At 59.1% G+C, this 8,536-nt stretch carries 5 protein-coding genes; 3 read left to right on the top strand and 2 right to left on the bottom strand.

What is annotated here, in order from left to right:
- The first annotated feature begins 333 nt into the window (after positions 1 to 333).
- A complete protein-coding gene (locus VGE80_RS17570) occupies positions 334 to 1,797 on the top strand; it encodes a DUF1501 domain-containing protein (RefSeq protein WP_440593574.1) in 1,464 nt (487 codons plus the stop codon).
- Between the two features lie 85 nt (positions 1,798 to 1,882).
- Positions 1,883 to 2,956 carry a TPM domain-containing protein gene (locus tag VGE80_RS17565; RefSeq protein ID WP_440593573.1) on the top strand — a complete coding sequence of 358 codons (1,074 nt, stop codon included), beginning with the start codon at positions 1,883 to 1,885 and terminating at the stop codon, positions 2,954 to 2,956.
- A 326-nt stretch (positions 2,957 to 3,282) separates the two neighbouring features.
- Here the strand turns inward: VGE80_RS17565 and VGE80_RS17560 are convergent, their stop codons facing one another.
- On the bottom strand, positions 3,283 to 4,356 hold the full coding sequence (locus tag VGE80_RS17560) for a PfkB family carbohydrate kinase (protein WP_373650293.1): 1,074 nt from the start codon (positions 4,354 to 4,356) through the stop codon (positions 3,283 to 3,285).
- 436 nt (positions 4,357 to 4,792) lie between these two features.
- On the opposite strand from VGE80_RS17560, the gene VGE80_RS17555 reads away from it, so the two are divergent.
- Positions 4,793 to 6,823, top strand: coding sequence for an acetylxylan esterase (locus VGE80_RS17555; protein WP_440593572.1), 2,031 nt, complete (start codon positions 4,793 to 4,795; stop codon positions 6,821 to 6,823).
- Between the two features lie 657 nt (positions 6,824 to 7,480).
- On the opposite strand, the gene VGE80_RS17550 is transcribed toward VGE80_RS17555, so the two are convergent.
- A partial coding sequence (locus VGE80_RS17550) for a site-2 protease family protein (protein ID WP_440593571.1) occupies positions 7,481 to 8,536 on the bottom strand: 1,056 nt, incomplete at its 5' end.

Raw genomic sequence — 8,536 nt, 5'->3', positions numbered from 1 at the left:
AAATCCCTGACTCCGCAGGTCGGGGCATGGCTGCGCGAACGATTTCGTTCGTATGCTACTGCTTCGGAGTCTTCGCAGAAGCAGTCCGTTTTTTGTGTTGCGTGGGGCGGGGCACTGCATGACCGAGTACGGTCATACAGTGGCATTCAGGAAATCCCTGGCTCCGCAGGTCAGGGCATGGCTGCGCGAACGATTTCGTTTGTATGCTACTGCTTCGGGGTTTTTGGCGACGTAGCGGCTTTTTGTGTTGGGTGCGGGCCGGAGCACTGTCTGACCGAATAGGGTCGTGCAGTGCATGCTTTTATTCGTGACAAAGCGCGAGAGGATTAACTGATGGACCTGTTTCAGCAATATGCCCGCAACATTACCCGGCGTCACTTCTTTCAACAGGGTTCGAATGCCGTCGGTTGGGCGGCACTCGCGTCCTTGATGGGACAGCCTGCTCAGCGGCCCGTTCTGGCTGCCGAGTCGGGGCCCGACCTGGCGGGATTACTGCATCACACCCCGAAGGCCAAGCACGTGATCTATCTGCATATGGTCGGGGGCCCACCGCAGATGGATCTGTTCGATTACAAACCCGTTATGAACGACTGGTACGACAAGGATTTGCCCGAGTCCATCCGCAACGGCCAGCGTTTGACGACGATGACATCGGGCCAGGCTCGATTTCCAATCGCTCCCTCCAAGTTCAAGTTTGAGCAGGCGGGTGAATGCGGCATGTGGGTGACGGAACTGCTGCCGTGGACGAAAAAAGTCGTCGACGATATGTGCTTCATGCGGACGATGAACACAGAGGCGATCAACCACGAACCCGCGATCACGTTCATGCAGACGGGAAACCAGAATACGGGACGCCCCTGTCTGGGGGCGTGGACGTCGTATGGTCTGGGGTCGCTGAACGATGACCTGCCAACCTTTGTTGTCATGGTGGCCAATCCGACGAATACAGAGCAGGTCCAGGCGATTTCTGCCCGGCTCTGGCAATCGGGGTATCTTCCCGGAGAGCATGCGGGGGTTTCGTTCCGCAGCAGTGGAGATCCGATTCTGTATATCAATAACCCCCCTGGCGTTCCCAGCCAGATGCGACGGCGAACACTGGACGGTCTGCGGCAGCTCAACGAACAGACGTACGCTCAACTGGCAGACCCCGAGACGCGGACGCGGATTGAACAATACGAGTTGGCATACCGAATGCAGACCAGTGTCCCGGAGCTGACGAATCTGGCGACAGAATCAGAAGCGACGTTCAATCTCTACGGTGACGAAGCCAAGAAGCCAGGATCCTTTACGAACAATGTGCTGCTCGCTCGGCGACTCGTCGAGCGGGGGGTGCGGTTCGTCCAGATCTACCTCAACAACTGGGATACGCATGCGAATGTGGCCGGGCGCCTTCCGAGCCAGTGTCGGGACGTCGATCAGGCCTGCTACGCGCTGATTCAGGATTTGAAGCAGCGAGGCCTGTTTGACCAGACATTGATCATCTGGGGGGGAGAATTCGGGCGGACGATTTATTCGCAAGGGGGCCTGTCGAAAGAAAATTACGGCCGTGACCACCATCCTCGTTGTTTCACGATGTGGATGGCAGGGGGCGGGGCCCGCGGAGGACAGATTTACGGGGAAACTGACGATTTCAGTTACAATATCGTGAAGGATCCTGTCTCGGTTCACGATTTCCACGCGACTGTCCTGCACATGATGGGATTCGATCACGAACGATTCACATACCGATTCCAGGGGCTGGATCAGAAGTTAACGGGGGTAGAGCCAGCCAAAGTGATTCCCGAACTTTTGGCGTGATCCGACGGTAACTCGACTGCGTTGTCCTTGCTGTAGGGGCCACGAGTGGTTGCCCGAAGGACAATTGAAACGAGGAGCCCACAAGATGTTGGGACAACGATCGAATCAGATGACAAAGCGGGGTCTGCTGTTTGGTATCGTACTGGCGGGGATGACCACACTGGCTTCGGCCGGGGAGGTGGTCGACAAGGCAAAGTTTTTCAGTCCGGAAGCGATCGAGAAAGCCAATCGGGCAATCAGCTCAATTGAAAAGTCGTCCGGTCTGGATATCCAGATCGAAACGTATCCGACGGTTCCTGCCGACAAAGCGCAGGCTCTGGCGCGGATGGACCGCGAAGAAAAGCAGGAATTGATTCGCGACTGGGCCAAAGAACGGGCCAAGGCGCTCAAGCATAACGGTGCGTTGATCCTGATTTGTAAGGATCCGGCACGAATCGAAAGCTGGTTCAGCGGCAGTCTACGGGATCGGGGTTTCAGCCGGTCCGACAGGGACGCCATCACGATGGCGATTGTGAGTGGCTTTAAGTCAAAGAATTACGACGAAGCGCTCACTGCGACGATCGGTAAAATCGGGTCTGTCTACTCCGGTCTGAAAGGTACGGGACTCAGGTCAAGTTTGAGACCTTCCGGTTCGACTCCGCCCCCCCCACCGATTCCTCATCGCCAGGTGCCTCAGGGGCGGAATCAGATGAGCTGGACGCCAGTTATCTGGGTTGTGGGATTGGTACTGTTCGGGATCTTTGTGATTTCGATGCTGTCACGGCTGTTCGGAGGGGGAAGTAGTCAAGGAATGGCCGGACCGGGACAGTACGGTCGAGGCCCCGGGTATGGTGGTTATGGCGGCTACGGTGGCGGAGGTGGAGGGGGCGGCTTCCTCAGTGGCTTGGCCGGGGGCCTGTTTGGTGCCGCGGCGGGACACTGGTTGTACGATTCGTTCTCTGGACGTTCCGCACATGCTCAGGAACTGCCTCATTCGCAGTCCGATCCCATGACTTCAGGAGGCTCATTCGGTGACGACAACCGTGCACAGGATGCGGGATGGAGCGACGAAGGGAGCAGCACGGGTGGTGGCTGGTTTGACAGTGGAGATGGTGGCGACTTCGGCAGTGGCGGAGATTTTGGTGACGGAGGTGACTTTGGAAGTGGTGACAGCTTTTAGTCCACGTCAGTGGATGTGAGTGATAACCCGAGACCGCTTCTGTTCGTGAGCGGAGAGTTCACGGCGAGGGGGCTTCGGGAAACGGGGAGGTCCGGCACCTGCGTCTCCTCACCGTTGCGTCTCCTGAGTGATTCTGTTCCGCAGCATCAGCGGATGTGAAGCGGGACCATGAGGCGCAAACGGCAGGGAGAAGTGGCATGCCTCCGGGGTTCGGATCGTTGCATCGGGGCTGGGGCGACGATCGACGGGATGACTGAATGCGACAGGGCGGGAAACCGATTGCCTTCCCGCCCTGTTTGCATTGACACACAGTCGATCCAGATGACTTAGCGCTGGATGCGGGCCGAGCCACCCTTGGCGAAGGATTCGACCTGTTCCAGTGTCGCCATCGTCGTATCGCCGGGGAACGTGGTGAGCAGCGCACCATGGGCCCAGCCGAGCTTGATGGCTTCATCGGGAGACTTACCGCTCAGCAAGCCGTAGATGAATCCCGCGGCGAAGCCGTCGCCACCACCGACGCGGTCGTACACGTCGAGTTCGCAGGTTGGTGCGTTGTAGGTCTTCCCTTCGTACCAGCAGACGGCACTCCAGTCGTGCCGGTTGGTGGTATGGACTTCCCGCAGGGTCGTGGCCACGACCTTGATGTTGGGGAGCTGCTTGGCAACGTCGTCCATCATGGCAACGAAGGCGGCAGGGTCGATTTTCGACTTGGCTTCCACATCGGGGCCTTTCAGTCCCAGGCCCTTCTGCAGGTCTTCTTCGTTTCCGACCAGAACGTCGACGTTCTCGACAATCCGGCGCAGCGTCTGCTGAGCCGTGGCGAGCCCGCCGGAGATCTGCCAGAGCTTGGCGCGGAAGTTCAGGTCGAACGAGACGATGGCGCCTGCGGCTTTGGCGGCCTTCATTCCTTCGATGATCAGGTCAGGGGTGGTCGAAGAGAGAGCTGAGAAGATCCCCCCGCTGTGGAACCAGCGTACGCCACCTGCCATGATCGACTTCCAGTCGAAGTCGCCCGCTTTCAACTGAGCGGCCGCTTCGTTACAGCGGTTGTAGAAGACGACGGGAGCGCGTACGCCCAGTCCCTGATCGCTGTAGACAGTGGCCATGTTAGGGCCGGTCACGCCGTCATGCTCAAAGCGCTTGTAGAACGGCTTAACCCCCATCGCGCGAACTCGCTCAGCGATCAGATCGCCGATGGGGTAGTTCACCATGGCCGAGGCGACACCGGTCTTGAGGCGGAAGCAATCCGACAGGTTGGCGGCGACGTTGAATTCTCCACCACTGACGTGAATACGGCATTCCGAGGCTTTACGAAAAGGGATGATACCGGGGTCAAGTCGGTGCACGAGTGCCCCCAGCGAAAGCAGGTCTAAATCGCCAGTGGGGGAAATCTTGAGCATGTTGTCTCCTGAGCAGTAGAAACGTGTATTGGGGTTCGCGACAGACGCCCGCGGCGTCGCACGGGATGTGCGCCGGGAATGATAGTCGCTCGACCGATAAAATTCAGCCAATCCGCAGCGTCGGGTTCCCTCGGTGGCCCTGTGATCTCGCGACACGTCCGAATGAAGCCTCTGGACGGCTCGCCAAAGTGCGGCGATCCCTGGCCGATGTTCTCGAATGCAGCGTTGCGGGTTCGCGTCTGTGACTGGATTTGATGAGGCTTACCTAAACGGGGCCGGAGATGCGGTATCGCGGTCATTTCTCATTGCGGTTGCTTTTGAAACGACGCAGGACGTGTGACTTGCGCGAGCGACTTGGTTAGTCTCTTTCTTCAATCGTCATCCACTGCACCGGACTACTGAAACGGGATCACACGAATTGAAGAGCGAAACTGAGATGCACCGTCGCACGCTGATCGTTACGTTCTGCTTGCTGTTACTGAATAGTCGACTGGTCCTGGGACAGGACAATGGGGCCTCATTCCTGTCGTTCATCAAGAATCAGGCCCAGACGCTGCGTGCGGGGGACGTCCCCCCCGCATCGATCGATGACTGGAAGCAGCGGCGTGCCGCGCTACGGGAAAACCTGCTGAAGGCGTGGGGTGGGTTCCCTGAGACGGACTGTGACCTGTCTCCGCAGGTGCTGGGGACCTTTCAGCGAGACGGTTACCGCGTCGAGAAGCTGGTCTTTCAGACGCGCCCCGGAGTCTGGATGACGGCCAACGCCTACGTTCCCGATCAACCGGGGAAACGTCCTGCAATCCTGCAAGTTCATGGTCACTGGGCGGGGGCAAAGCAGGATCCGGCCGTTCAGTCACGGTGCATCGGGTCTGTCAAGCTGGGCTATTTTGTGCTTTGCGTGGATGCGTTTGGTTCAGGCGAACGAGCTGTTGGAAAAGCGTTGGGTGAGTATCACGGAGAGATGACCGCGGCGACGGTGTTGCCAGTCGGATTGCCTCTTTCCGGACTTCAGGTCTATGAGAATCGACGGGCCGTAGATTACCTGCGGAGCCGGCCCGAAGTGGACCCGGATCGGATTGGGATCACCGGCGCCAGTGGTGGCGGCAATCAGACGATGTATGCCGGGGCGTTTGATGAACGGCTGAAGTGCGTCGTGCCGACCTGTTCGGTGGGGAATTATCAGGCCTACCTGGGGGCAGCTTGCTGCTTCTGTGAGGTGGTACCGGGGGCATTACGATTCACGGAAGAAGGCGATGTGCTGGGACTCGCCGCGAACCGGGGGCTGATGGTGACCAGTGCGACCAAGGACGCGTTCCAGTTCTCTGTGGACGAGGCACGGAAATCGGTCGCCCGGGCCGAAGCGATCGCGCGCCTGTTCGGTACGTCGACCAAACATACGATCATTGAGTCGCCTCACGATTACAATCAGGAAATGCGGGAAGCGATGTATGGCTGGATGGCGAAGCACCTGAAGGGAGAAGGGGATGGTTCACCCATTCCGGAACCACCTGTGCAACCTGAGCCTCGCGAGATGCTGCTGTGTTACCCCAATGAATCGCGGCCGGACGACTATCTGACGATTCCTCGCTTTGCCGCCACCGAGGCGATTCGACTGGCGGAACAACGACCCGTTCCCGCGGATCGAGCAGAATGGGAGAAGGCTCGGCCCAAGCGAGTGGAAAGTCTGATTCAGGTTCTGGGTGGGCAACCCGAGCGGACGGCCCTTGATCTGGCCGTCGAGCCTGGCAATTCAGATAAGGACCAGAAGCTGGCGTTCAATGTCGAACCGGGTCTACGGACCGTCGCACGCCGCGATCTGCCAGAGAAACCGGGCCGTCTGGCGATCGTACTGGATCTGGATGGGGGGCTGGAGCGAGCCTGGTCGGGTGATCTGGCCACTCGTCTGCGTGACGGGGGCTGGGCGGTGGTGACTCCTGAGCTGCGAGCCACCGGACAGTTCGCCGATCCTCGGGACAAAATTGGTCACGCACCGGACCACAACACAGCCGAGTGGTCGATATGGATCGGTCGACCGTTGCTGGGCCAATGGGTCTGGGACGTGCGCCGAACTCTGGATGCCATCGCTGAACGTGACGGCTCCTTGCCGCATGACGTTCTGATTACGGGGCAGGGAACGGCGGGGCTGGTCGCATTGTGCGCCGCCGCGCTGGATGAGCGGATCACGCGAGTGACTGCCGTCGATTCACTGGGCAGCTATGTGACGGATCAGCCCTATCGAGGCTTGCGGATGGGGCTGATGGTGCCGGGCATCCTGCGCGACTTTGGCGACGTGGGAGAGATTGCTGCTCTGGTGGCACCTCGACCGGTTACGATTCAGGGGGGAGTCTCGGGGGGCGGCCAACCGCTCGATACGGCACGCCTGACCGCAGCCTACAGCAGCACCCGGAAAGTGTTTGAGCTGCTGGAAGCACCCAGCGTGCTACTACTGCAGGGGGGACGAGACTGATTCGGCCGTTTGCGAAAGTTTGCGAAGTGGTTCAGGGGATTGAGTGATCTCAACCTCTGAACCACTTCCTTTTTCGATTCGCTCTGCTGGGACAGGGCCGAATGATCGGCCCCGCGTGGAAGAACGGCGGGGCTTTTTGCTGGACAGAGAGTGGACCTAAACCGTCAGAAGTGGCTCGATCCTGAGGTGGTAGTGTCATTCGAAGCCTCTGCGGGACCCCGGAACACAATGAGAAGCAGCGGTGCACTCGACGCCCGGAGCACCGTTCCAGCGATCCCGCCCAGGCGGGAAGTGGGAATGCCACTGTATGACCGTCTTCGGGCATGCAGTGCCGTTGCGGGTATCAATCGATGAAAAAACTCTGCTTTACCGTGCCATGCGAAGCAGTGGCTTATGACCCGAAGTAGTCCTCGTGACCACGCCCAATTGACCGCCGTCATGAGCAAGCCTCTGTGCAACGCCGCTGTCCGCTACAGGGACGTGGTTCTTGATTGCCAGGGACCCGGGCGTTGTGTCGGCTCAGAAAAAATCACAGGTCGGGGACAGCAGCTTTCCAATCAGAAATCGCCCTGTTCGAGGCTTGTTCTGATGGGAAAGGAGACTGTCCCCGACCTGTGAAAGAGTGCGAGACTCAGGCGGCGATTATGGCGCCGATCACTATTTCTTGGCGAAGGGGTGGATGAACAGGTCGAGGTACAGGACCAGGGCCATCAGGCAGAGCAGGAAGGCAAAGCCCGCGTAGGTCGCCCCGATCATGACTCGTTCACTTGGCCGTCGGCGTGTGACGGCTTCCCAGATCAGGAAGACCATGTGACCACCATCCAGCACGGGGATCGGCAGGAAGTTCAGCACTGCCAGGTTCACGCTCAGGAATCCCAGGAACAGCAACATGGCGATCCAGCCCTGCTGTGCCACCTGATAGGCGGCGTTGGCAATGCCCAGTGGTCCGTGCAGTTCCTTGTAAGAGACACGGCCCGTCACGAGGCTGCGGAGGGTCAGGTAGATGTTGAGTGCTGAGCTTTTCGTGTGAGCAAACGACATCATGCAGGCCTGGCCCAGGGTGTCGGCTTTCTGGACCAGCTGTTCGGCTTCCAGACCCAGACCGATGATCGGCAGCGGCCATTCGGGATCAGGCTGTGGTTCCAGCTCGATATCTTTCAGCTTGCCGTCTTCCAGAACCGTCAGTGTGACTTTTCGGTCGGGAAGCTGTTGAACCCGCCAGAAGGCAAACGCACAGTTGTTGCGGTTTTTCTTGCCGTCTGCGTCGTCCAGGTTAATGGTGTGGACGGCATCTTTGATTTCGTCCTGGGTCGGTGGAACTGTCTCACGGCGGGTGAGGCTCAGCTTCTTGATCGGTCCCGGTTTCACTCCCAGCTTCTCGGCAGAGCTTCCGGGTTCGACCGAGAGAATCACGGGCAGAATGTGGAAGGCGGCTCCGATCGACGGAATCGACAGAGGTTCCCCTTCCTGAACGGGCTGATCAAGCCAGCCGGGGATGTTGTCGGGTGTCAGCTTCAGGGTGACACTTTCCTGTCCCGCCCCGGTGTTCTGGCGGGTGACAATCACTTCGATCTCCTTGCCAGCTCGCTTGGCGAACTCGACAGGAAGCTTCAGCGGATCGATCTGCGTGCCGATGTTCAGGCCATCGAGCACGGCGAGCTTGTCATTCTTTCGCAGTCCCGCTTTCTCGGCAGGGGATCCCTGTCGCACAGC

It is taken from the genome of Schlesneria sp. (assembly GCF_036405755.1).
GTDB classification, from domain to species: Bacteria; Planctomycetota; Planctomycetia; order Planctomycetales; family Planctomycetaceae; genus Schlesneria; species Schlesneria sphaerica.
Note: the sequence above shows the minus strand (reverse complement) of the source record. Positions and strands in the feature narration are given on the sequence as shown.

Excerpts from the sequence above, each read along its gene's own strand:
- VGE80_RS17570 (WP_440593574.1), top strand. The coding sequence starts at position 334 with ATGGACCTGTTTCAGCAATATGCCCGCAACATTACCCGGCGTCACTTC.
- VGE80_RS17565 (WP_440593573.1), top strand. The coding sequence starts at position 1,883 with ATGTTGGGACAACGATCGAATCAGATGACAAAGCGGGGTCTGCTGTTT.
- VGE80_RS17560 (WP_373650293.1), bottom strand. The coding sequence starts at position 4,356 with ATGCTCAAGATTTCCCCCACTGGCGATTTAGACCTGCTTTCGCTGGGG.
- VGE80_RS17555 (WP_440593572.1), top strand. The coding sequence starts at position 4,793 with ATGCACCGTCGCACGCTGATCGTTACGTTCTGCTTGCTGTTACTGAAT.